Below are 1,138 nucleotides of genomic sequence, written 5' to 3' on the forward strand. Positions count from 1 at the left end.
GCGGGTTCGATTCCCGCTACCCGCTCCATCTCTCAAACGCCCGTAGGATCCCATGGCCAAGGAAAAGTTCGAACGCAATAAGCCGCACTGCAACATCGGCACGATTGGTCACGTTGACCATGGCAAGACGACGCTGACGGCTGCGATCACGATGACGCTGGCGAAGGCCGGCGGTGCGAAGGCGATGGCCTATGCGGACATCGACGCGGCTCCTGAAGAGAAGGCGCGTGGGATCACGATCAACACGGCGCACGTGGAATATGAGACGGCCAACCGTCACTACGCCCACGTCGACTGCCCTGGCCACGCCGACTATGTGAAGAACATGATCACCGGCGCGGCGCAGATGGACGGCGCGATCCTGGTGGTGTCGGCCGCCGACGGCCCGATGCCGCAGACCCGCGAGCACATCCTGCTGGCCCGTCAGGTGGGTGTTCCCGCCCTGGTGGTCTACATGAACAAGGTCGACCTGGTGGACGACGCCGAGCTGCTGGAGCTGGTGGAGATGGAGGTGCGCGAGCTCCTCTCCTCGTATCAGTTCCCGGGCGACGACATCCCGATCACCATGGGTTCGGCCAAGGTGGCGATCGACGGCGGCGACCCCAAGATCGGGGAAGAGTCGATCCTGGCGCTGATGAAGACGGTGGATGAATACATCCCGCAGCCGGAGCGTCCGGTGGACCTGCCGTTCCTGATGCCGGTGGAAGATGTGTTCTCGATCTCGGGCCGCGGCACGGTGGTCACGGGCCGGATCGAAAAGGGCATCGTCAAGGTCGGCGAGGAAGGCGAGATCGTCGGCATCCGTCCGGTCCAGAAGACGGTCTGCACGGGCGTGGAAATGTTCCGCAAGCTGCTTGACCAGGGCCAGGCGGGCGACAACGTCGGCGTGCTGCTGCGCGGCACCAAGCGTGAAGACGTCGAGCGCGGTCAGGTTCTCTGCAAGCCGGGCTCCATCACCCCGCACACCAAGTTCGTCGCCGAAGCCTACATCCTGAACAAGGAAGAGGGCGGCCGTCACACGCCGTTCTTCACCAACTACCGCCCGCAGTTCTACTTCCGCACCACGGACGTCACCGGCGTCGTCAAGCTGCCCGAGGGCACCGAGATGGTCATGCCCGGTGACACCACCGACATGACG

At 64.1% G+C, this 1,138-nt stretch carries 1 protein-coding gene; it reads left to right on the top strand.

The genetic code is table 11. From position 1 onward, the window contains the following. Positions 1-52: 52 nt before the first annotated feature. Positions 53-1,138 (top strand): elongation factor Tu (gene tuf / locus Q7T09_RS11620; RefSeq protein ID WP_304699836.1); only part of this gene is annotated, 1,086 nt, incomplete at its 3' end.

Origin of the sequence: Phenylobacterium sp. (assembly GCF_030645195.1) — a bacterium.
Lineage (GTDB): Bacteria > Pseudomonadota > Alphaproteobacteria > Caulobacterales > Caulobacteraceae > Phenylobacterium.